At 72.7% G+C, this 21,333-nt stretch carries 19 protein-coding genes; 9 read left to right on the forward strand and 10 right to left on the reverse strand.

Annotation, left to right across the window (positions count from 1 at the left end):
• The first annotated feature begins 8 nt into the window (after positions 1–8).
• From V6U86_RS12775 to V6U86_RS12790, 4 genes are all read left to right on the forward strand, one after another.
• Positions 9–1,016, forward strand: coding sequence for a cytochrome d ubiquinol oxidase subunit II (locus V6U86_RS12775; RefSeq protein ID WP_334502427.1), 1,008 nt, complete (start codon positions 9–11; stop codon positions 1,014–1,016).
• Complete coding sequence (gene cydD / locus V6U86_RS12780) at positions 1,013–2,689, forward strand: thiol reductant ABC exporter subunit CydD (protein ID WP_334502430.1); 1,677 nt, start codon at positions 1,013–1,015, stop codon at positions 2,687–2,689. The genes V6U86_RS12775 and cydD overlap by 4 nt, the downstream gene beginning before the upstream one ends.
• Positions 2,686–4,461, forward strand: coding sequence for a thiol reductant ABC exporter subunit CydC (gene cydC, locus V6U86_RS12785; protein ID WP_334502434.1), 1,776 nt, complete (start codon positions 2,686–2,688; stop codon positions 4,459–4,461). Before cydD ends, cydC begins: the two co-directional genes overlap by 4 nt.
• A 68-nt stretch (positions 4,462–4,529) precedes the next feature.
• The gene (locus tag V6U86_RS12790) at positions 4,530–5,204 is read left to right on the forward strand and encodes a permease prefix domain 1-containing protein (RefSeq protein WP_334502436.1); all 675 of its coding nucleotides are present in this window, start codon (positions 4,530–4,532) and stop codon (positions 5,202–5,204) included.
• A gap of 22 nt (positions 5,205–5,226) precedes the next feature.
• On the opposite strand, the gene V6U86_RS12795 is transcribed toward V6U86_RS12790, so the two are convergent.
• Complete coding sequence (locus tag V6U86_RS12795) at positions 5,227–5,565, reverse strand: PadR family transcriptional regulator (protein ID WP_091394524.1); 339 nt, start codon at positions 5,563–5,565, stop codon at positions 5,227–5,229.
• A 160-nt stretch (positions 5,566–5,725) separates the two neighbouring features.
• On the opposite strand from V6U86_RS12795, the gene V6U86_RS12800 reads away from it, so the two are divergent.
• The gene (locus V6U86_RS12800; RefSeq protein ID WP_334502444.1) at positions 5,726–6,685 is read left to right on the forward strand and encodes a DNA primase; all 960 of its coding nucleotides are present in this window, start codon (positions 5,726–5,728) and stop codon (positions 6,683–6,685) included.
• A gap of 39 nt (positions 6,686–6,724) precedes the next feature.
• Positions 6,725–9,160 (forward strand): transposase, encoded by a 2,436-nt coding sequence (locus V6U86_RS12805; protein WP_334502856.1) that lies wholly within the window; start codon positions 6,725–6,727, stop codon positions 9,158–9,160.
• A 244-nt stretch (positions 9,161–9,404) separates the two neighbouring features.
• Here V6U86_RS12805 and V6U86_RS12810 read toward each other — a convergent pair whose 3' ends face one another.
• From V6U86_RS12810 to V6U86_RS12825, 4 genes are all read right to left on the reverse strand, one after another.
• On the reverse strand, positions 9,405–9,998 hold the full coding sequence (locus tag V6U86_RS12810; RefSeq protein ID WP_007455465.1) for a GTP-binding protein: 594 nt from the start codon (positions 9,996–9,998) through the stop codon (positions 9,405–9,407).
• Position 9,999: 1 nt separating this feature from the next.
• A complete protein-coding gene (locus V6U86_RS12815) occupies positions 10,000–10,377 on the reverse strand; it encodes a DUF742 domain-containing protein (protein WP_030329021.1) in 378 nt (125 codons plus the stop codon).
• A 98-nt stretch (positions 10,378–10,475) separates the two neighbouring features.
• On the reverse strand, positions 10,476–10,880 hold the full coding sequence (locus V6U86_RS12820; RefSeq protein ID WP_030329023.1) for a roadblock/LC7 domain-containing protein: 405 nt from the start codon (positions 10,878–10,880) through the stop codon (positions 10,476–10,478).
• Positions 10,877–14,488, reverse strand: coding sequence for a sensor histidine kinase (locus tag V6U86_RS12825; RefSeq protein ID WP_334502455.1), 3,612 nt, complete (start codon positions 14,486–14,488; stop codon positions 10,877–10,879). Before V6U86_RS12825 ends, V6U86_RS12820 begins: the two co-directional genes overlap by 4 nt.
• Positions 14,489–14,990: 502 nt before the next feature.
• Here V6U86_RS12825 and V6U86_RS12830 point away from each other — a divergent pair.
• Positions 14,991–15,284, forward strand: a complete 294-nt coding sequence (locus tag V6U86_RS12830; RefSeq protein ID WP_334502457.1) for a hypothetical protein — start codon at positions 14,991–14,993, stop codon at positions 15,282–15,284.
• A 2-nt stretch (positions 15,285–15,286) separates the two neighbouring features.
• On the opposite strand, the gene V6U86_RS12835 is transcribed toward V6U86_RS12830, so the two are convergent.
• Positions 15,287–16,360 (reverse strand): adenosine deaminase, encoded by a 1,074-nt coding sequence (locus V6U86_RS12835; protein WP_334502460.1) that lies wholly within the window; start codon positions 16,358–16,360, stop codon positions 15,287–15,289.
• A gap of 45 nt (positions 16,361–16,405) precedes the next feature.
• Positions 16,406–16,822: a PPOX class F420-dependent oxidoreductase gene (locus V6U86_RS12840; protein ID WP_334502462.1), complete on the reverse strand. Its 417-nt coding sequence runs from the start codon at positions 16,820–16,822 to the stop codon at positions 16,406–16,408.
• Positions 16,823–16,880: 58 nt separating this feature from the next.
• Between V6U86_RS12840 and V6U86_RS12845 the strand changes: the two genes are divergently transcribed.
• Positions 16,881–17,369, forward strand: coding sequence for a MarR family winged helix-turn-helix transcriptional regulator (locus tag V6U86_RS12845; protein WP_334502465.1), 489 nt, complete (start codon positions 16,881–16,883; stop codon positions 17,367–17,369).
• A 3-nt stretch (positions 17,370–17,372) separates the two neighbouring features.
• Positions 17,373–18,359 (forward strand): putative RNA methyltransferase, encoded by a 987-nt coding sequence (locus V6U86_RS12850; protein WP_334502468.1) that lies wholly within the window; start codon positions 17,373–17,375, stop codon positions 18,357–18,359.
• A gap of 2 nt (positions 18,360–18,361) precedes the next feature.
• Here the strand turns inward: V6U86_RS12850 and V6U86_RS12855 are convergent, their stop codons facing one another.
• The 3 genes from V6U86_RS12855 to V6U86_RS12865 form a co-directional block, all read right to left on the reverse strand.
• Positions 18,362–19,042, reverse strand: a complete 681-nt coding sequence (locus V6U86_RS12855; protein ID WP_334502470.1) for a DUF4272 domain-containing protein — start codon at positions 19,040–19,042, stop codon at positions 18,362–18,364.
• 110 nt (positions 19,043–19,152) lie between these two features.
• Positions 19,153–20,433: a thymidine phosphorylase gene (locus V6U86_RS12860; protein WP_334502473.1), complete on the reverse strand. Its 1,281-nt coding sequence runs from the start codon at positions 20,431–20,433 to the stop codon at positions 19,153–19,155.
• A gap of 147 nt (positions 20,434–20,580) precedes the next feature.
• Entirely contained in the window at positions 20,581–21,285 is a 705-nt protein-coding gene (locus tag V6U86_RS12865; protein ID WP_334502476.1) for a cytidine deaminase, read from the reverse strand.
• Positions 21,286–21,333: the final 48 nt, after the last annotated feature.

Genomic DNA, 21,333 nt, shown 5'->3' on the forward strand with positions numbered 1-21,333 from the left:
AGTAGACCGTGGACCTCGCCTGGTACGCCCTGCTCGGGCTCTTCTTCGCCGGCTACCTGGTGCTCGCCGGTTACGACTACGGCGTCGGGCTGCTGCTCGCCCGCGGCGTCGGCCCGGCCGGGCGACGCGAGACGCTCACCGCGCTCGGCCCGTTCTTCCTCGGCAACGAGGTCTGGCTGGTGGCCGCCATGGGCATCCTCTTCGGCGCGTTCCCCCTCCTGGAGGGTGAGTTGCTCGCCGGCTGCTATCCGGCCGTGGTCGGCGCCCTGGTCGGCGTCATCCTGGTCACCGTCGGGGTGCAGCTGCGCAGTCGGCCCAGTGACGAACGGATCCGCGCCCGCTGGGACCGCGTCGTGATGATCGGCAGCGCCCTCGCCGCGCTGGGCTGGGGTGTGGTGCTCGCCGCGATGTGGCAGGGCGTACCCCTGGGTGCCGACGGGCACGTCGCCGGGGTGACGCACCTGGCCACCCCGTTCGCGGCAGCCGCCGGGCTGGCCATGGTCACCCTGGTCGCGGTCCACGGGGCGGCCTTCCTCGCCCTGCGCCTCTCCGCCGAGGCCGCCGCCGAGGCCGCCCGTACGGCCCGCCGGCTGGTGCCGGTGGCGCTCACCACGGTCGCCGTGGCCACCGTCGTGGGCCTGCTCTCCGCCCGGGTACGCGACACCGTGCAGCGGCCGGCGCTGGCCGTACTCCTGCCGGTGTTGCTCGTGGCGGCGCTGCTGGCGGCCCGCGCGGCGCTGACCCGGCGGCGGCCGGGGTTGGCTCTGGTCGCGACCGGTGCGGCCCTGGCGCTGCCGGTTGTGCTGGTGGGTGCGGCGCTCTGGCCCTACGTGCTGGTGTCCACGACCGACCCGGACGCCTCGCTGGCGGTGGCCGACGCCGCCGCGAGCACACCGACGTTGCGGCTGCTGGGCTGGGTGGCGCTGCCGCTGCTGCCGGCCCTACTAGGCTTCCAGGCGATGTGCTGGTGGGTTTTCCGAGGACGGACCGACGGCAGGGCACCGGTGTACTGGTGAGGCGCCGTCCGTTCGACCCGCGTCTGCTGCGCCGGGTCCCCGCGGCCCGGCGCGATCTTGCTGTGCTCGCGCTCCTGGGCGTGCTGGCCGCCGGGTTGATCGTGGCGCAGGCCACCGCGCTCGCGTCGTTGCTGGCCACCGCGATCGACGGCCGACTTGATCGACCGGCGCTGGCCGGCTTCGTGGTCGCGGTCGCCGCCCGCTCGGCAGTGCTCTGGGCGCAGGGCACGGTCTCGGCACGGGTCGCCGCGACGGTCAAGGCCACCTTGCGCGCCGACCTGCTCGGCGCGGTGGGCCGGCACGGGCCGGGCTGGGTGGCCGGGCAGCGGGCCGGTGAGATCGCCACCCTGGCCGGGCGCGGGTTGGATGCCCTGGACGCGTACTTCACCGGCTACCTGCCGCAGCTGGTGCTCAGCGTGACGGTGCCCCTGGCGGTGCTGGCCCGGGTCGTCTTCGCCGACTGGAGCTCGGCGGTGATCATCGCGCTGACCCTGCCGCTGATCCCGGTCTTCGGGGCGCTGCTCGGCTGGCAGGCGCAGGCCGCCACCGAACGGCAGTGGCGGCGACTCGCGCTGCTCGGCGGGCACTTCCTGGACATGGTGGCCGGGCTGCCCACCCTGCGCGCGTTCGGACGGGCCAGGGCACAGACCGACGTGGTGCGCCGGATGGCCGACGGTCACCGCGTCGCCACCATGAAGACGCTGCGGATCGCGTTCCTCTCCGCGCTGGTGCTGGAGCTTGTCGCCACCCTCTCGGTGGCGCTGGTCGCGGTGCCGGTCGGCATCCGGTTGCTCGGCGGCGGGCTGGCCCTGCAGACCGCGCTGCTGGTGCTGCTGCTGACCCCGGAGGCGTACCTGCCGCTGCGCGCCGCCGGCAGCCGCTTCCACGCCAGCATGGAGGGGCTGGCCGCGCTGGACGAGGCGTTGACCGTCTCCGCCGCACCCGCCGCGCCCCGGGCCGCCGAGGGGGCTTCCACCCCGGACGCGCGGGCCGAGATCCGGTTCGAGGGTGTGACAGTGGCGTACGAGCGGACCACAGCGCTGCGCGACGTGACAGTGACCATCCGGCCCGGCGAGCGGGTTGCCATCATCGGGCCCAGCGGCGCCGGCAAGAGCACCCTGCTCGGCCTGTTGCTCGGCTTCGTGACGCCGACCAGCGGCCGGATCACCGTGGACGGGGTCGACCTCGCCACCGCCGACCCGGACGCCTGGCGTCGGCAACTCGCCTGGGTGCCGCAGCGCGCGCACCTCTTCGCCGCCTCGCTGGCCGACAACATCCGGCTCGGCGCGCCGGACACCCCCGCCGACGCACTCGCCGCCGCGGTGCACGACGCCGCCCTGGACGACGTGGTGGACGGCCTCCCCGACGGCCTGGACACCCTGCTCGGCGAGCGGGGTCACGGGTTGTCCAGCGGCCAGCGGCAACGGGTTGCGCTGGCCCGGGCGTTCCTCCGCGCCGCCCCGGTGGTGCTGCTCGACGAACCCACCGCCCGGCTCGACACGGCGGCCGAGGCGGTGGTGCTCGACGCCACCCGTCGCCTGGTCGCCGGACGGACCGCGCTCCTGGTCGCGCACCGGCCGGCGTTGCTGGCCGACGCCGACCGGATCCTGCGCATCGAGGATGGTCGGGTCACCGAGTTGACGCCCGAGCCGACCGGGGAGGCCACCCGATGAGCGGGGACCGCGAGCCGGAGGCGATGACCGGCCGGGCCGCCGCCGAGCGGGCCGTGCTGCGACTGGCCCGGCCATATCTGGGCCGACTCGTCGGAGCTGGGCTGCTGGCGGCCGCCACCGAGTTCGCCGGGCTCGCCCTGATGGCCACCGCCACCTGGCTGCTGATGAGCGCCGCCGGTCAGCCTCCACTGGACCGCCTCACCGTGGCGATCGTCGCGGTCCGGGCGCTGGCCATCAGCCGGGGCGTGTTCCGCTACACCGAGCGGCTCGCCGGGCACGACGCGGTACTCCGCATGATCACCGATGTCCGGGCCCGGGTCTTCGCCACCCTGGCGGCCCGCCGAGGTGCCACGCACCGCTCGGGGGACGTGCTGAGCCGCCTGGTGTCCGACGTGGAGGCCGTCCAGGACCTGTTGCTGCGGGTGTTGGTGCCCGGTTCGGCGGCGGCCCTGGTCGGTGTGCTGGCGGTCGCCGTGGCGGCGCTGATCTCACCACCGGCCGCCGGCGTGCTGGCCGCCGGGCTGCTGGTTGCCGGGGTGGTGTTGCCCGCGTTGGCCACCGCGGTCACCCGCCGCAGCGCGGCCGAGGTGGCCCCGCTGCGGGGCGCGCTGGCCACCGACGCGATCGACCTCACCCACGGCGCCGCCGACCTGGCCGCTTTCGGGGCGACCGAGCTCACGCTGCGCGCCGCCGAGCAGCGCGCCCACCGGCTGGCCCGGCTGGAACGTCGGCTGGCCGCCACCGGGTTCGCGGTGGACGCGGCCGGCGTGCTGACCGCCGGCGGGACCGCCGCGGCGGTGGTGCTGGTCGCGCTCGCCGCCGACGTGTCGGGGGTGCTGGTGGGTGTGCTGGCCGTCGGCGCACTGGCCGCCGTCGAGGTGACGTTGGCGCTGGTCGCGGCGGCCCGACAGTGGACGCAGCTGCGGCCCGGCCTGACCCGGGTGGCCGACCTGCTCGACACGGACCCGCCGACCCCGCCGCCCGCGACCGGTCCGACGGATCTGACCGGCCCACACGAGCTGCGCTTCGTCGACGTGACAGTGCGGTACCGGGCCGGCGCGGCGCCCGCCCTGGACGGGGTCAGCCTGGACCTGCCAGCGGGACGCCGGATTGCGGTCGTCGGCCCGAGTGGCGCCGGCAAGAGCACCCTGGCCGCCGTGCTGACCGGCACCGTCCGGCCCGCGTCCGGCCGGGTCACCCTGGACGGTGACGACCTCTCGGCGTACGCCGAGGAGGCGCTGCCCCGCGCGGTCGGCGGGCTGCTGGCCGAGGCGTACGTCTTCCATGCCACGGTGCGGGAGAACCTGCTGCTCGGGCGTGCCGGAGCGGACGAGGAGGAGCTGACCCGGGCCACCGCCGCCGCCGGCCTGCTGGACTGGGTACGCGCCCAGCCTGCGGGCTGGGACACGCTGGTCGGCGAGGAGGGCGGGCAGCTCTCCGGCGGGCAGCGGCAGCGGCTGGCGCTCGCCCGGGCCCTGCTCGCCGCGCCGCCGGTGCTGGTGCTCGACGAGCCCACCGAAGGGCTGGACCCGGCCGCCGCGGACGCGGTGCTCGCGTCCGCCCTCGCCGCCACCCCCGCCGGCCACTCGGTGCTGCTGATCACCCACCGGCTCAGTGGGCTGGCCGAGCTGGACGAGATCGTGGTCCTGGACGGCGGCCGGGTGATCCAGCGCGGTCGACACGCGGAGCTGGTCGCCGCCCCGGGCTGGTACCAGGACCAGTGGCTGCTCCAGGCCGCGGCCGAACGGGGTTACCTGGCGCTCGCCCCCTGACCCGACTCGGGGGCGGACCAGGGTTCTCCCGGACGTCGACCCGCCGGAGTCCGTGACAGGGTGGTGCCATGGCGTGCGGTGAGGACGTGATGGTCGACGAGCACCTGCGGGAGCTGGCCGCTCGGTTGCAGGGGCCGGCGCGCCTCAAGTCCGACCTGCTGACCGAGGCCCGGCACGGGCTGCTGGACGCCGTCGAGGCGTACCGCGAGAGCGGGGTGCCACCCACCGAGGCGCAGCGCCGGGCGGTGGCCGAGTTCGGCTCACCGGCGCAGTTGCTCCCCTCCTGGCAGGCCGAGCTGGCGGTGGGCGCCCTGCGCGGGCTCTCCCTGCGGATGCTGGCGGTCGCCGGGGTGGGGGTGGTCGCCGGCGATCTGACCTGGCAGGGGTCGAGCTGGAGTGGCGGCCCGAGGCCCCCGGCCGGCTACCTGCTGCTGTCCAACTCGGTCGACTGGATCTGGATGAGCGCGCTGCTGCTCTCGGCGGCCGGCCTGCTGGTCGTCTGGGCGAGCGCGCGGGCGCCCCGACCGGGCCTGGCCCTGGCACAGCGTGCGGTGGGCACCGGGCTGACCGGCATCCTGATCCTCGGCATAGTGGCCGGCTCCGCCCTCTTCGCCTGGTCACTCAATCTCTGGGACGCGGCGCTGCACTGGCCCCCGATGATCATCGGGGCGGTGTTGGTGGGCGGCGGATACTTCTCGCTGACCCGCGCGGCACGCGGCTGGCTGCTGGCCACCACCCGCTGATCGACGACCAGACCGGAGAGGGTCAGGCTGGGGTGGGCGGGCTGCCGGGGTCGAGAAACCGGCCCACGGTCAGTTGAAACTCGCGCCAACCGGCACGCTCGCCGGCCAGCGCCCGCCGGCCCGAGTCGGTGAGCTGGTACGTCCGGCGTTCCCGGCCGCTGACCGTGCTCCAGGTGCTCGCCACGTGGCCGGCGCGTTCCAGGCGGCGCAGCGCCGGATAGATGGTGCCGGTGGGTAGGTCCAGACTGCCATCGCTGCGGGCACGCAGCGCCTCGATGATCGCGTAGCCGTGCAGCGCGCCCTGTTCGAGCACGGCGAGCAGCAGAGCGTCGAGATGGCCGTGCAGCGCCTGGGCCTTCATGCGTAGCTACGCTACTTGTCAGACGGCCGCTTCGCCACCGGTGACCACCAGCAGGTCGGACCCGTGCGCCAACCGGCCACCGGGGTGCGGGCATCGGTCACCCAGGGCCGCCGACTAGGGTATGTGCCCAGAGTCACTCGCCGGTCAGAGACCCCGGTGGGTGGGCAACCCGAAGCACACGGAGGTCAGCGTGGCCCGCCAGTCGCCCCAACGGCCCGACGCCGACGAGCCCGAGCTCGACGACACCACCGGCGCGGCCGAGCCAGATGAGACCGAGGAGACCGACCGCCCTGCGGCGTCGATCGACCGTTCACTCTGGGACGAGCTGCGTATCGACCCAGTGGAGATCGCCCTGCCCGCCGGCACCGGCTTCACGCTGCGGGCGTACCGGCCGGCCAGCTCGCTGACCCCGACCGACGTGACCGAGCGCGACCAGGACGACCCGTTCCTCGCCCGCCGCCAGGCGATCGAAGAGGAGGAGGACGACGAGACCGTCGTCATCCTCGACGAGGAGCTGGCCGAGGAGTTCGCCGCCGAGGACGAGGACGACGAGTCCACGCGCCGCCGCCGGGACGGCGCTGCCGCAGACACCGACGACGACTCGGACGAGGCCGACACGGACGAGGCGGGCGACGAGGAGGTGCCGGTCTTCCTCAGCAACCAGGGCAAGCTGCTGCTGTTCAAGACCCCCGAATCGCTTGTCAGTTTCATCCGATCCGGTGCGCCCAACGATCTGTCCCAACTGGACAGCTGGAATGAATTGTCCGAACGGCTGGAGCCGGCAGATATCGTTCCGCTCGACGAGGACACGTACGAGCTCGACCTGGTCGTGGAGAACCTGCGCGGCGGGCACGACACGTGGGATTCGACCCTGCTGATCGAGGCCGGCGAGGTCGCACGTGACCTCTCGTACGCATTGCGGCTGCCTGCGGTACTCGACATGCTCTCGGCCGGCTCCAGCCTCGACGACCTGGACGAGGCGCTGCGTGCCACCGCCAACGGTGGGATCGGCGCGTTCATGGGTCGGCGGCGGCTGAAGAAGATCGGTGCGCAGACCGCAAGTTTGGGTTGGCGCACCATTGTCGGCAAGATCTCTGCGGTGGTGGACTGGCGCGACTGACCCGTACCGGGGAGCATCAGTTGCTGGCAGAGGAAAGACCTGTCCCGGGAGGAGGACGACGCCGTGGCGCTCGTGCGCGTTTACTGCGGTCTGGCCTCGGCGGATCCGGCTGACCGACCGGCCTCCGCCGGTTCGACGCTGACGTCCGCTGTGGTCGACGACGCAGGCCGTCTGCTGCATGTCTGCGAGATCAGCGACGACGCCGCTGGCTACGCCCAGCTCGTCGCGCTGCTCGTGGAGCGGTCGGGCGGGCCGAGTGGCGCGGCCATCGCCGCCGACAGCGACGACCACACGGTCACCTCGCTGCTGAGCGCGGCGGGGCGGCCCCTGGCGATCGCCGACGACGACTCGGTGGACGACTTCGCCGAGCGGTTCGCCGACGACGACTCCCTTGAGGAGATGCAGTCACCGCCTGCCGAACGACGGGCGGTCGGCCTGGCCCGCGCGTTGCAGGCGGGCGCGCTCTCCGCCGTCACCCTGCCGGCACCCCGGGACCTCGCCGGCTACAAGCAGGTGCTCTCGGCGCACGCCGCTCTGGCCAGCGGTCGCCACTCCGCCGCCGTGGCGCTACGCGAGGTTCTGCGGGAGCTCTACCCGGCAGCCCTGCGCGCCTACCCGGACCCGGCCGAGCCGGTCTCGCTGGCCGTGCTGGACGCGCTGCCCGAGCCGGGCATGCTCGGCGGCACCGTGGCGCGGGGCCGCGAGGTGTCGGTCGCGGCGGATGCCATCGCCGCACACCTCGCCGCGGACGGGGTCGCCGACGCTGAGGAGATCAACGAGGCGGTCACCGCCCTGCGGGTCGCCATCTCCGAGACCCCCCGACGCGCTGCGGTCAACCGGGCGCTCACGTCCGCGGTGGCCGAGACGGTCCGCCAGGCCGTCGCCTCCGTACGGGCCTGCGACGCCGGGTGCGAGGCGTTGGTCAGCGCCCTCAGCTCACGGGTCAGCACGCCGGTTCAGGCACCCGGGCGCCGTGCCGCTGCCCGCCGTGGCGAGTCCGTCGGTGAGCTGACCGGCCTGGTCGGCGTCGCCGCCGGGTTGGCCGGAGCCAACGCCGGGTTGCGGTCGGTCCGACCGACCCCGCCCGCCGTCGACCCGGCACCCGCCGGCGGGCGGCGCAGCCGTCCCGAGCCGGTCCCCGGCAACGCGCCGCTGGCATCGCCCCGCCCGCTCGGGCCACCACCGGTCGCCCCGGCACCGGTCACGCCGCCTCCGGTCGCGCCCGCGCCGATGACTCCGGCGGCGATGGCTGGTTCGCCATCGTCCACGCTGCCCAGCCGCACCGATCCGGCCTCCAGCCGGATCGACGGCCCGACCAACCGGCCGGTCTCCGCACCGCCGCCTCCGCCGCCCGGGATCACCCCGATCGCGCCGGCCCAGCGCGGCATGGTGCCTCCGGCCGAGGCCGGTGAGCCGTTCCGGCCGACGTTGACCACCGCCGCGATCAACAACGCGCGGGCCGAACGGCAGCGCACGGTCATTCCGCCCCGCCCCAAGACCAACGGCGAGCCCCGGCCGAGCCACCAGCAACGCCCGGTCGACGAGCCACCCACCGGCGGGTTCAGCGCCACCGACCTCAGCATTCCGGTGCCGACCCCCCGGCCTGGTCAGGAGACCGCCCCGCCCGGCTCCCGGGCCAACTGGCCGCTGGTCAACAACCCGGAGGACCCGTCCGACAGTTCACCGAACAACCCGGTGGCCTACCCGTACGGCGGCAGCCGCGGTGTGGACGCTCCGACCGACCCAGGCCGGGCCGACGGTCGGGTCACCCCGCCCTGGTTGGCGGACGACCTGCCACCGGAGCCACCGATGCTGCGGCTGGTGGAGCCGCCGCCGCTGGCCGACCGGGCGCTGCGCGAAGGGCTCAGCCCTCAGCCGGACCAGCACCTGGAGACGCCCCCGCTGCGTTTGGTCGACCGTGAGCAGGCCGCTCGCAACGGTCGGGCGCCAGCCCGCACCGAGCGCGCCGCCGAGCACCGGCCACCGCCCCCGGTCGAGCACCGGCCATCGCCCATGGAGCACCGGCCGCCGCCGGTCGCCGACGAGGGCGACGGCGATCTGCTGATCTTCGCGCAGGCCAAGTCGGCCTGGTTCGTCGGGCAGGCCGAGGAGTCCGACCTGGACTGGTCGACCACGGCCGACACCGGCTGGCAGGCCGCGGAGCAGGCCGCACGCCCGGCGGTGGGCGCCGAGACCAACGCCGGGTTGCCGAAGCGCGTGCCGCAGGCCAACCTGGTGCCGGGTTCCCCGCTGCGCGAGGAGCGTCCATTGCGGATAGTGCGTGATGCGGCAAGCCTCGCGGAGAACACGACCGGCTACTTCCGTGGCTGGCGTCGTGGTCAGGAGATCGGCGGTTTCGCGGTGGGTGGTCGGCCCGGCCGCGAGGCGGCCGGCGGTTGGGACTTCAGCCGCGACCACGGTGACCGCGACGATGACCGGGAGTACGAGTACCGCTCGGCGGGCTACCAGTCCTGATCCTTGGCAGATACGTGAGAGCGCCCTCAGTCAACTGACTGGGGGCGCTCTCACGTATGCCGAAAAACCCCGGACACAACGACGCCGCCTCCTGGCCGATCCCGAAGAGCCACGGCCCCGACATGCGGGGGCCGCGAGCTTCCACGATCGTCCAAGAGGCGGCGTAGCGGACGCGGTAGCGCGGCGGGCAGGGTGCAACGCCCGGTGGCGGCCGGAGCCACCACCGGGGCGTGCAGCGCCGCGATCAGGCCGGGGCGACGGCGCGCGTACGACGCATGGTCAGCACGTACTCGACCAGCGAGATCAGCACGTGCTTCGTCGACTCCCGGTTACGGGCGTCGCAGGCCACCACCGGCACGTCGCTCGAGATCGCCAAGGCGTCCCGAACGTCCTGCGGGTCGTGGTACTGCATCCCGTCGAAGCAGTTGATCGCCACCAGGTACGGCAGGCGTCGGTGCTCGAAGAAGTCGATCGCCGCGAAGCAGTCGGCCAGCCGGCGGGTGTCCACCAGCACGACCGCACCGATCGCACCCCGCACCAGTTCGTCCCACATGAACCAGAAACGGGTCTGACCCGGCGTACCGAACAGGTACAGGATCAGGTCACGGTCGATCGAGATCCGGCCGAAGTCCATGGCCACCGTGGTCGTCGTCTTGCCCGGCACCTGCCGGGTGTCGTCGACGCCCACGCCAGCGGAGGTCATGATGGCCTCGGTGGTCAGCGGCGTGATCTCCGAGACCGAGCCGACCAGCGTCGTCTTACCGACGCCGAATCCACCAGCGATAACGATCTTCGCCGACGTCACGCGGCCGCTCGGGTTCGGCGGGCGGTGCGACATGTCAGAGCCTGCGAAGTCCACTCAGCACCCTCTCCAGCAGTTCAGTGCCCACCGCGTCATCGGAGTCGTCCAAAATGGTCGGCTCATGGACCGCGACCAGGCCGTCCGTCGCCATGTCGGCGATGAGCACCCGGGCCACACCGAGCGGGAGCTGCATCCGCGCCGCGATCTCCGCGAGCGATTGCACGCGTCCGTCACACAGCGCGGCGATGTACTGGTGTTCGCGACCCTGGCCGCCGTTGCCATTGGCAGCGGCCCGGCCGCGCACCGTCGTCTCGACGAGCGCCTCCAGCGCGATGTCGAGCCGAGGACGGGTGCGACCACGGGTCACGGCGTATGGACGGACCAACGCTCCGGTCGGTTCGTCACGATCGGCCATCTCGCCGCTCACCTCCTTCGCACCCGTTACCGGCTCCCACCGGTGAAACCCGTCGTTGTCGTTGTTGCAGTCGTGCCGACCTCACGATCGGCGGAACGTCAACCCAGCATGCCCGCAGCCGCACGCGGCTGCGGGGTCAACGCGTCGCCAACCCGGTCGACCAGCAGCGCCATCTCGTAGCCAACCTGGCCCACGTCGGAGCTGCGAGCCGCCAGCACGGCGAAGGACGAGCCGTCCGAGATGGACATCAGGAACAGGAAGCCATTGTCCATCTCCACGACAGTCTGCAACACCGCGCCTCCCTCGAAGCAGCGTGCTGCCCCCTGGGTCAGGCTGACCAGACCCGATGAGATCGCGGCGAGCTGGTCTGCCCGGTCGCGCGGCAGATCCCGTGACGACGCGAGGAGTAGGCCGTCCGCCGATACGGCGACCGCATGCGCGACGCCGGGCACCCGGTCGGCGAAGTTGGCCAGCAGCCAACCAAGATCCTGCGTAGTTGTCATCCTTCTTGCTCCTTCTGCCCGCTCCCGGCCACCGGGCCTGAGCCAGACTGCGAGGATTGCCCTCCCGGAGTCGCCTCCGGGCTGGTCGGGTTGTCCGAGGTGCTACGCCCTCGCTGCACGCCCCGGTGGTAGGCGGAGAGCAGGCCACGGACCGCCTCCGGGGAGCGCCGCTGGACCGAGGTGGTGGGCTTCTCCACCGCGCCGGGCACCAGCTGCGCCATCGGCTTACGTTTCGGCAGACCGGTCGTGGTGGTCTCGCTGACCGGCACCGCGCCGGCCGCCGCGGAGGCAGCACGCCAACCGTCGTCGGCAGCGGTCTGCCAGCCGTTGCTCTGCGGTTGGGGCCGGCGGTTCGGCAGGCTCTCGGCGAGGCTGGGGCGGGTGCCCTCGTTCGCTGTGGAGCCGTTGTCCCGCGGCGCTCCTCCGGCCGTCGGAGTGTCTGCCATCGGTGTGTTACCTGTCGTCCCGGGTGCTGTCGTGTGGCCTGCCCGACCGGTGGCCTCGACCGTGGCGAACTGCTGGGTCGCGGAGTCGCCGTTCGTCGCCGGCTGGCCGCCGGCTGCGGTCTCCTCGGAGCCCGGGCGACGGGTGCGGAACCAGGCCGACTCAAGCTCCCGGAAGATCGGCAGCTCCATCGTCTCGTCCGCGTACCGCTGGCGGTTCTGCGCCGGTGGTTGCTGCGGCGCCGGCCGAGTCTGCGCAGCCGGAGCCGGAGCCGCAGTCGGGGTCGGCGCTGGAGCCGGCGGCTGGGCTGCGGCCGGCTGCTCGCCGGGCCGCGGCACCCGCGGCAGCTCCGTGGTCATGTCCAGCGCGGCGGCGAGCCGCTCGGGCACCGGCGGGGTGGCCGTGTCCCGCTCGCTGGCCGGCACCGGCGGCCAGGCCGGCGGCGCCGGGGCGCTGGCTGCCTGCGCGGGCGGCGCGGATCGGGGCTCGAACCCGCTGAACGACTGGCCGGAGGCGGGCGGCGCCGAGTACGGCTGACCCGAGTACGGCTGCCCGGACGCCGGCGAGGCCGAGACCGGCGACGCCGACACCGGCGGACCGGCGTACGGCTGCCCGGAGGCCGGCACGGCGGACACCGGGGCGCCGCTGTACGGCGCACCCGAGTAGGGCTGGCCGGAGGCCGGCGCGGCGGACACCGGGGCACCGCCGTACGGCGCACCCGAGTAGGGCTGCGCGGAGACCGGCGGCGCCGAGTACGGCTGCGTTTCGGGGCTGCTCGGCAGCTGACGCGGAATGGTGGGCTGCTGGCCGGTGGTCGGGGGCTCGTCCCCGGCCCGGCGCTGCGGCAGCGGGTCGATCCCCTGGCCGTTGGCCGACCTGGGGGTGAACCCGTCGCCGCCGTTCGTCCCGGCCGCACCGGTCAGATCGGACCAGGCCGGCATCGAGCGGTACGCACCACCGTTGGCGGGAGTGCCGGCACCGTTGCGCGACGCGGGGTCGAATGGACGACCCCCCAGGGTGACCTGGTTGCCTGACGATTCGCTCGGGCGAGGGCCGTTGCCCAGGGCGGGCAGCGCGCCGAAGACCGGCGCGGGCCCACCAGACTGCGGACCACCGAACTGGGGAGCACCGGCCGCCGGCAGCGCCGGAGGCTGCTGCACCCGACCGGACAGCGCCCGGGGCACCAGCACCGAAGTGGGCAGTGTGACGTCGGCGACGGTGCCGCGATCGTTGCCGGGGCGCAGCTCGACCCGGACCCCGTGCCGGGACGCCAGCCGGGCGACCACGACCAGGCCCATCATCCGGGACACGGCCACATCCACCTGCGGCGGCGTCGCAAGCCGCTCGTTGAGGTCGTGCAACTGCTCGGCGCTGATGCCGATGCCGCGGTCCTCGACGTACAGCGAGGAGCGGTCGCCGACCCGGCGAGCCTCGACCATGACCTGCGAGTCGGGCGGTGAGAACGCGGTGGCGTTGTCGAACAGCTCCGCGACGAGGTGCACCAGGTCGTTGACCGCGTGCGCGGCGACCTCGATGTCGCGATCGATGACACCGAACTCGATCCGGGTGTAGTGCTCGACCTCGGACTGCGCGGCGCGCAGCACGTCGATGAGGGCGGCCGGCTCACGCTGCACACGGGTGGAGTCGGCACCGGCGAGCACCAGCAGGTTCTCGTCGTTACGGCGCATCCGGGTGGCAAGGTGGTCCAGCTGGAACAGCTCGGCCAGCCGGTCCGGGTCCTCCTCGCCGCGCTCCAGCCGGTCGAGGTGCCCGATGAGGCGGTCGACCAGGATCTGTGAACGGCGGGCCAGGTTGACGAACATGGTCGCGACGGAGGCGCGCAGTGCGGCCTGCTCGGCGGCGGTGCGGACGGCTTCCAGGTGGACGGCGTTGAACGCCTCGGTCACCTGGCCGAACTCGTCCTTGCTGCGCACCGGTAGCGGTTCGGCGATCTGGTTGGCCAGCTGCACCGGAGAGAGCTGCCCGACGACCTGTGGGTCGCGCAGGCGGGCCACCGCCTGCGGCAGACCGTACTGGGCGACGGAGAGCGCGCCCTGCCGCAGCTCACGCAGTGAGCGGGCCATCGAGCGGGCTACCAGGTAGGCGAAGAGGATGGCCAGCAGCAGCATGCTGAGCAGCAGGCCGGTCTCCAGGAAGACCTGGCGCTGGACGTCCGAGCGGAGGACGTCCGCCTGGTCGACCACTTCACCGTCGAGCCTCTTCTCGACGGTACGGATCAGCTTGGCGTTGGCCGTCATGGCGGCTTCCCACTGGTCCGGCCCGAACGGCGCACCGCGCATGTCACCGGTGGTGTTGCCGTCGATCCAGCCGGTGTAGTTCTGGGCCTGCCGGCGGTCGCCGCCCGCGATCGTCTGGTCGTGGAACTTGGCGTCTTCCTCGGTGGCGACGGCCTTGAAGCTCTGCAGAGCCTGCTGCTGGCCGGTGTCGCTGGCGATGTAGTCCCTGCGCAGTGCCGGGGTCAGTCGCTTGCCGCCCTTCACGCCCAGCGCGCGGTGCACCACGACGCGGCGTGCGGCGAGGAACTCCTTCTCCCGGGCGACCGCCGCGGCGGCGCGCATCCGGTCGCTCAGCTGGTTGTCACCAGCGAGCTGGGTGGACGAGTCGCGGATGGCGAGCAGGTCACTGATCAGACCCTCGTACGCCTGCACGGTCTCGGTGAGCGCGAGCTTCCCGTTGTACACCTGGCTGCGGATGCCCGACAGGTCCTGCAGGTTCTGGTCGATGTTGTCGAGCAGAGCCTCAAGGCTGTTCGGGAGGTCCTCGATCTCGGCCCGCTGCTGCCGGTAGGGGATCGCGTCCTGATCCACCAGGGAGTTGACCCGGTTGTAGGCCTCCTGGTACTGCGCCGTCGGCTGCGTCCCGTCCGCGCCCAGCAGCAGCACGGCGGCGGTCCGCTCGTCCTGCAGGGTGTTGACCAGGTCACCTGAATAGCTCGACAGGTTCGCCAGATCGCCAGCTCGGTTGGCATTGTTGAGCGTCTCCACGTGGTCGACAAGACCACTGGTGCCCACCACGACCGTGGCGATGGTCGGCACGATCATGATGAGACCGAGCTTGGACCAGATCGGCATGTCCCGGAGCCGGCTGGCCGGCCGGCGCAGCCGCGACAGGAAGGAGCCCGCCGTCTTTGGCCGTTTGCTCACGTCACCGCCCTCGCGATTACAGCATCAACGCGTTGCCCCGGGCAACGCCCAGCGACCGACCCGGCGGGTCGGACCCCCGAGATTCCATCACGCCGGTCGACAAGAAGAAAGCCCAGGTTGTCCCCAACCGAAGGTGTGATGAGATGTTGATGCGATTTGATAGCAGTCTGTCTGGCCGGAGTAACTGAAGGTAATGGAACATCCGCACCGAGTGGTCTTGCTCGCCGGCCCTTCTGGGTCCGGAAAGTCGTACATAGCGCAGCAAACCGGCTTGCCGGTGCTCTGCTTGGACGACTTCTACAAAGACGGCGATGACCCTACGTTGCCGCAACGAAACGGCCAGGTGGATTGGGAATCGCCACAGTCGTGGGATGCCCTCGGCGCGGTGGAAATCATCGCCCGACTTGCCCGCGACGGTCGAGCCGATGTGCCGGTTTATGCGATCGGCGTCGATCGCCGGGTAGCCACCCGGCCATTTGATGTCGCCGGATCGCCAATTTTCGTGGCCGAAGGGATCTTCGCCGCCGAGATCGTCGAGGAGTGCCGCCGCCGTGGCCTGCTCGCCGGGGCGTACGCGCTGCGCCGCCCGCGTGGGGCAACCTTCCTGCGCCGACTCGCCCGCGACCTGGCCGAACAGCGCAAGGCACCCCGGGTGCTGGTTCGACGCGGGGTGGCGTTGCTGCGGGCCGAGCCCGCGGTGCTGCGTCGGCAGATGGGTCTGGGCGCGGAAGCCGCCCGAGCCCGGGAGGTGCTGCGACGGGTGGCCAGCCTGCTTGCCGGCCACCCACACGGCTGAGCTCAGGCCAGCAACTTCGCGTACGCCGGCTTGATCACCTCATCGATGATCCGCAGCCGCTCGTCGAACGGGATGAAGGCGCTCTTCATCGCGTTGATGGTGAACCACTGCAGCTCCTTCCAGCCGTAGCCGAACGTCTCCACCAGCAGCGACATCTCCCGTGACATGGAGGTGCCGCTCATCAGCCGGTTGTCGGTGTTGACCGTCACCCGGAAGCGCAGGTCCCGCAGCAGGCCGATCGGGTGATCCGCGATCGAGTCCACCGCACCGGTCTGCACGTTCGACGAGGGGCACAGCTCCAGCGGGATCCGCTTGTCCCGGACGTACGCGGCCAGCCGGCCGAGCGAGCCGTCGGAGGCGATGTCGTCGACGATCCGCACGCCGTGGCCGAGCCGGTCCGCTCCGCACCACTGGATCGCCTGCCAGATCGACGGCAGACCGAACGCCTCGCCAGCGTGGATGGTGAAGTGGAAGTTCTCCCGCTGGAGGTATTCGAAGGCGTCCAGGTGCCGGGTGGGCGGGAAGCCCGCCTCGGCGCCGGCGATGTCGAAGCCGACCACCCCGGCGTCCCGGTGCCGCACGGCCAACTCGGCGATCTCCTGCGAGCGGGCGGCGTGCCGCATCGCGGTCAGCAGGGTGCCCACCCGGATCGTCAGCCCTGCCTCGACCGCCTGAGCGGTGCCCTCGGCGAACCCGGCCAGCACCGCCTCAACCACCTCGTCCAGGCTCAGGTCACGCTCCAGGTGCTGCTCCGGGGCGAAGCGCACCTCGGCGTAGACCACCCCGTCGGCGGCCAGGTCGAGGGCGCACTCGCGGGCCACCCGACGCAGCGCGGGCGCGGTCTGCATGACCGCCACGGTGTGCGCGAACGTCTCGAGGTAGCGCTCCAGGGAGCCGGAGTCCGCCGCGTCGGCGAACCAGCGTCCGAGCGCTTCGGGGTCGGTGGTGGGCAGTTCGTGGCCCACCTCGGCGGCGAGGTCGACGATCGTCGCCGGCCGCAGCCCGCCGTCGAGGTGGTCGTGCAGCAGCGCCTTCGGGACCTTGACGATGTCCTCGTACCGAATAGTTGCGACCATGCTCAGACCCTAGTCAGCCAACCCGGCGGGACCGAGCCGGCCCAGTCAGGGGCGCCAGCCGTAGATGCGCGTGACCAGGAGTCGGATCACCAGCCGACCGTCGGCGACCATCACCGACCGGTACTCCGCCCAGTCGGGGTGCTCGCCGCGGATGCGTCGGTAGACCTCAACCAACTCCTGCACGGTGTCGTCGTCCTCGGTTGCGGCGGGCGGCGTGAGGGTGGCGACGCCCTCGGCGACGGCGTACGCCCCACCGTCCGGGGTCGTGACGTGGAAGCTCGCTCGCGGATCGCGGCTCAGGTTGCGCGCCTTTGCCCGGCTGCTGACGGTCGAGCACCTGATCAGGTCGGGCTCGGCCAGGTAGTCGAGGTTGGAGAGTTGGGGTCGACCGTCACGGCGCACCGTCACCAGCACTCCGCGCCCGCGCTCACCGAAGAGCTCCCAGAGTCGTTTCGTTGACATGTCATCGACCTTAGGCACCCGATCGATGACATGTCAACGAAACGGCTAGACTCGGAGCATGGGCGCCCCACGATGGCTCGACGAACGGGAGGACCGCGCGTGGCGCGGCTACCGCCGAATGCGTCGGCTGCTCGACCTGGAGCTGGCCCGGCAGCTCACCCAGGACGCCGGCCTCTCCGAGGCCGACTACGACGTGCTCTCCGACCTCTCCGAGACACCGCAGGGGCGGCTGCGGCTGCGGGAGCTGGCAGATCGCATGCTCTGGTCGCGCAGCCGGCTCTCCCACCACCTGACCCGCATGCAGCAACGCGGCCTGGTCACCCGTGAGGAGTGCGCCGACGACGCCCGTGGCTCGGTCGTCGTCCTCACCCCCGCCGGGCGGCAGGCCATCGGGTCCGCCGCCCCCGGCCACGTGGCCGCCGTCCGCCGGCACCTGATCGACCTGCTCACGCCGGCGGAGATCGAGGCGCTCGGCGCGCTCACCCACCGGGTGGTCGACCACCTCGGCGGACGGGCGCCCCACCCACGGCACGATCCGGAGGCCTGACGCGTGGACCCCCGTATCCTCGACCGACTGCGCTGCCCGGTCTGCGGCGAGCCGCTGGAGCAGGCCACCGACACGAAGGCCCTGCGCTGCCCGCGCCGGCACAGCTTCGACATCGCCCGTCAGGGTTACGTCAACCTGCTCACCGGCCGGGCCCCGCACGTCGGCGACACCGCCGAGATGGTCGCGGCCCGCGCGGACTTCCTCGCCGCCGGGCACTACGACGTCATCTCCGCCGCCCTCGCCGCTGCCGCGACGGACGCCGTCGGGCGTCTCGGCGCGACGGACGCCCCCCGCCCCCGTTGCCCCGCTTCCACCGGGGCAACGGCTTCCGACGAAGGGTGTCGCCTGGAGATAAACAGAGCAAAGGACCAAGCAGCAGAGGTACGGCCCGAGCCCTCGGCGCCCGACGTCGGCGCGTACCCCCTGGTGGTGGATGCCGGCGCCGGCACCGGCCGGTACCTCGGCGCGGTGCTGGCGGCGCTGCCGCACGCCGTGGGTCTGGCCCTGGACGTGTCCAAACCGGCGCTGCGCCGCGCGGCCCGTGCGCATCCCCGGGCCGCCGCCGCGCTCGCCGACACCTGGCAACGACTGCCGCTGGCGGACGCCTCGACCGCCGTGCTGCTGAACGTCTTCGCCCCGCGTAACGGCGCCGAGTTCCACCGGGTGCTCGATCCGGCCGGGACGCTGTTGGTGGTCACGCCCGACACCGACCATCTCACCGAGTTGGTGGCTGCCCTCGGCCTGCTGCGGGTGGCCCCGGACAAGGCTGGCCGGGTGACCGACAGCCTGGGCGGGCACTTCACGCCGGTCAGCTCGGTCGTGCACCGGGCGGAGCTGACGCTGACCCGGCCGGAGGCCGCCAGCCTGGTCGGGATGGGCCCGAGCGCCTGGCACACCGACCCGGAGGCGCTCGCCGCCCGACTGGCCGCCCTGCCCGAGCCGGTCCGGGTGACTGTGGCAGTCCGGGTGGACGCGTACCGGCCCCACTGACCTCAGGTGGAGAGGTCGACCTCTTCCCAACCGGGCGGCTCGTCGTGGTACGGCCCCCGCAGGATCACCGCCCACTCCAGCGCCCAGCGCCGCTGCCCGATGGCGTTCGCGTCGACCAGGCCCGGCGCGCGCCGGCCGCCGCGTTCGGTCTCCAGGTACGCCCAGTCCAGGCAGTAGTGCAGGTCGAGCAGGGCTGCCGCGTCGGCCGGGTGCTGCGGCGCCGTGAGGATCCGGGAACGCCAGTGCGGAAAGGTCTCCCCCTCGGCGATGTGCGGCAGCCGCTCGACCAGCCGCTCGTCGACGGCCAGGGTGGGGTCGAGCTGCTTGCTCAACCCGAGCACCCAGGCCAGCGCGAAGAGCGCGTCGTGGTGCAGCACGAACGACCGGTGGTCGCCCTTGCCGCCCATCACGAACTGCCACTCCGGCGGGGTGACCATGTCGACCAGGTGCGAGCCGAGCAGCCAGCTCATCGCCGCCTGCGGAGGCATCCCGAAGCAGCGGGCCAGGATCAGGTGCAGCACCGCGATCCGCGCCTCGATCTCCGCGGTCGGGCGCAGGTCGATCCGGTCACCCGGCTCCCAGACGAGGGGAAACTGGGCCGGCGGCAACGGCAGGCCGAGCCGGGACAACTCGTCCAGGCTCGCCTCGCGCACCTCACGAGGGTCGGGGGCAGCAACGGTCACGGCGGATCTTCCTGTCTGCTCGCGCCGGCGCAAGGCCGGTTGTCCCCCCTTGGCCTGCGACAATAGCGCTCCCACGGGACCGGCACCATGCCAGGGCGACAGCGGATCGATCAGCCGATGCGTTCGATGACCAACGACGTCGCCGCCGGTGCCGTCGACGCGATCCGCACCGCGTTGGCGGCCTCGGTCAGCGCGGCTGGGATTCGCGTCGGGTCCTCGGCACGCAGTTCGTAGATCGGGTCACCGGCCCGCACCTCGTCACCCGGCCGTTTGTGCAACACCACACCGGCCGGCACGCTGACCGGGTCCTCTTTGCGCGCCCGACCCGCGCCGAGCCGCCACGCCGCAACCCCCATCGCGTACGCGTCGATGGCCGCGACGTACCCGTCCCGCTCGGCGCGGACCACCTCCACCTCGGCCGCCGCCGGCATCGGCGCGTCCGGGTCGCCGCCCTGCGCCCGGATCATCGCCCGCCAGGAGTCCATGGCCCGGCCGTCGCGCAACGCCGCCGCCGGATCGGCGTCCGGCAGGCCGGCGGCGTCGAGCATCTCCCGGGCCAGCGCGAGGGTCAGCTCCACCACGTCGGCAGGCCCACCACCGGCCAGCACCTCGACCGACTCGGTCACCTCGACCGCGTTGCCGATCGCCAGGCCGAGCGGGGTGGACATGTCGGTGAGCAGGGCGACGGTCCGCACACCGTGCGCACCACCCAGCTCGACCATCGTGCGCGCCAACTCGCGGGCCTGGTCGACGGACTTCATGAAGGCGCCCGAGCCGACCTTGACGTCGAGGACCAGCGCACCGGTGCCCTCGGCGATCTTCTTGCTCATGATCGAGCTGGCGATCAGCGGGATCGCCTCCACCGTGCCGGTGACGTCGCGCAGCGCGTACAGCTTGCGGTCGGCGGGCGCGAGCCCGGCACCGGCCGCGCAGATCACCGCACCCACCTCGTCGAGCTGGGCGATGAACTCGTCGTTACTCACCGTGGCCCGCCAGCCCGGGATGGACTCCAACTTGTCCAGCGTGCCGCCGGTGTGCCCGAGACCCCGGCCGCTCAGCTGCGGCACCGCCGCGCCACAAGCGGCGACCAACGGGGTGAGCGGCAGAGTGATCTTGTCGCCGACGCCGCCGGTGGAGTGCTTGTCGACAGTCGGCCGGCGTACCGCCGACAGGTCCAACCGCTCACCGCTGGCGATCATCGCGGCGGTCCACCGGGCGATCTCCGGCCCGGTCATGCCGTTGAGCAGGATCGCCATCGCCAACGCGGACATCTGCTCGTCGGCGACAACCCCCCGGGTGTACGCGTCGACCACCCAGTCGATCTGCGCGTCCGACAGCACTCCCCCGTCCCGCTTGACCCGAATAACATCAACAGCAGCAAAACCACTCATCAGAAGATCTTCCCTCGTCTGTTGCAGATCCCGACCGACGGCGGTCGACCACGTCGGGGGCGGGGGCCGACCGTGCCCGGCGGAGGGATCAAGCCTGACCGCCCGGAGCCGGGCACGGTCGGCCCCCGCCCCAAACAGCAACCACACTCAAGACCAGCGCACCGGTATCTCCACAGGCGGCTCACCCTCACCAGCCCAGAAGATCGTGCCGGTGGCGTCCACCACGACCACCCGGGGCGTCCGGGCCAGGCCCCAGGTGATCGCCTCGGCCGGCTCGTCCCAGCTCGGCGCCTCCTCCAGCACCCCCGTCTCGGCGCCGGCGTCGTCTCCGGCCGACCGCTCCCAGTACGCCGTCCAGACCTGCTGACCAGCGGACATGTCCGGGTGCACGAAGACGGTGCCGCGCCCGCGCCAGGCAGCGAGCCGCTCCGGGACCACCGGCACCGGCGTCTCACCGGTGACGGCCTCCAGGTCTTCCACACCGAAGGCGTGCGGCAGCAGCTCGGCCATCCGCAGTGGCCGGGTCTTGCTCTCGATCAGGCACTCCGGCCCGCCGTGCTCCCAGAGCAGTTGCCGGCAGCGACCGCACGGCATCAGTGGCTCGCCGGTCGCGTCGACGCAGGAGAGCGCGACGAGCCGACCGCCGCCGGTGGCGTGCAGGCTGGACACGACCCCGCACTCGGCGCAGAGCGTCACCCCGTACGCGGCGTTCTCCACGTTGCAGCCGACCACGACCCGGCCGTCGTCGACCAGCGCTGCCGCGCCGACTGGGAACGTCGAGTACGGCGCGTACGCGTGCCGCATCGCCTCGGTGGCGGCGGCGCGCAACCGCGCCCAGTCAATGTCGGTCATGGCATCATTCTGCCCAGGTAGCCCAGGTCACGCGCGGGCAGGGCCGAG

It is taken from the genome of Micromonospora sp. CPCC 205558 (assembly GCF_036902955.1).
Classification (GTDB): domain Bacteria; phylum Actinomycetota; class Actinomycetes; order Mycobacteriales; family Micromonosporaceae; genus Micromonospora.